1 pseudogene is annotated in these 279 nt (G+C 52.0%); it reads left to right on the top strand.

The window, feature by feature from the left end:
• Positions 1–279, top strand: a pseudogene (locus HBA93_RS20830) (methylenetetrahydrofolate reductase); the annotation flags it as partial.

Below are 279 nucleotides of genomic sequence, written 5' to 3'. Positions count from 1 at the left end.
AACGCTTACGCAGTGAAGGGATTGATACACCGGTACGGGTCGGGATTCCGGGGCCGGCAGATGCCGCTAAGCTGTTGCGTTTTGCTAAGCAGTTTGGCGTTGTTGCTTCCGCTTCGATTATGCGTCGGTATGGTTTGTCTCTGGCTAATCTGATGCGCCGCTCTGTTGCTGACCGTTATTGGGAAGATTTGAACGCACTGTTGATAAAACAGGATTTAGGGCAGGTTTATTTCCACCTCTACCCGTTTGGCGGTGTGGCGGAGAGTGTCACATGGATGA

Source organism: Ochrobactrum sp. SFR4, assembly GCF_019730395.1.
Lineage (GTDB): Bacteria > Pseudomonadota > Alphaproteobacteria > Rhizobiales > Rhizobiaceae > Pseudochrobactrum.
This window is presented reverse-complemented; position numbering and strand designations above follow the sequence as displayed.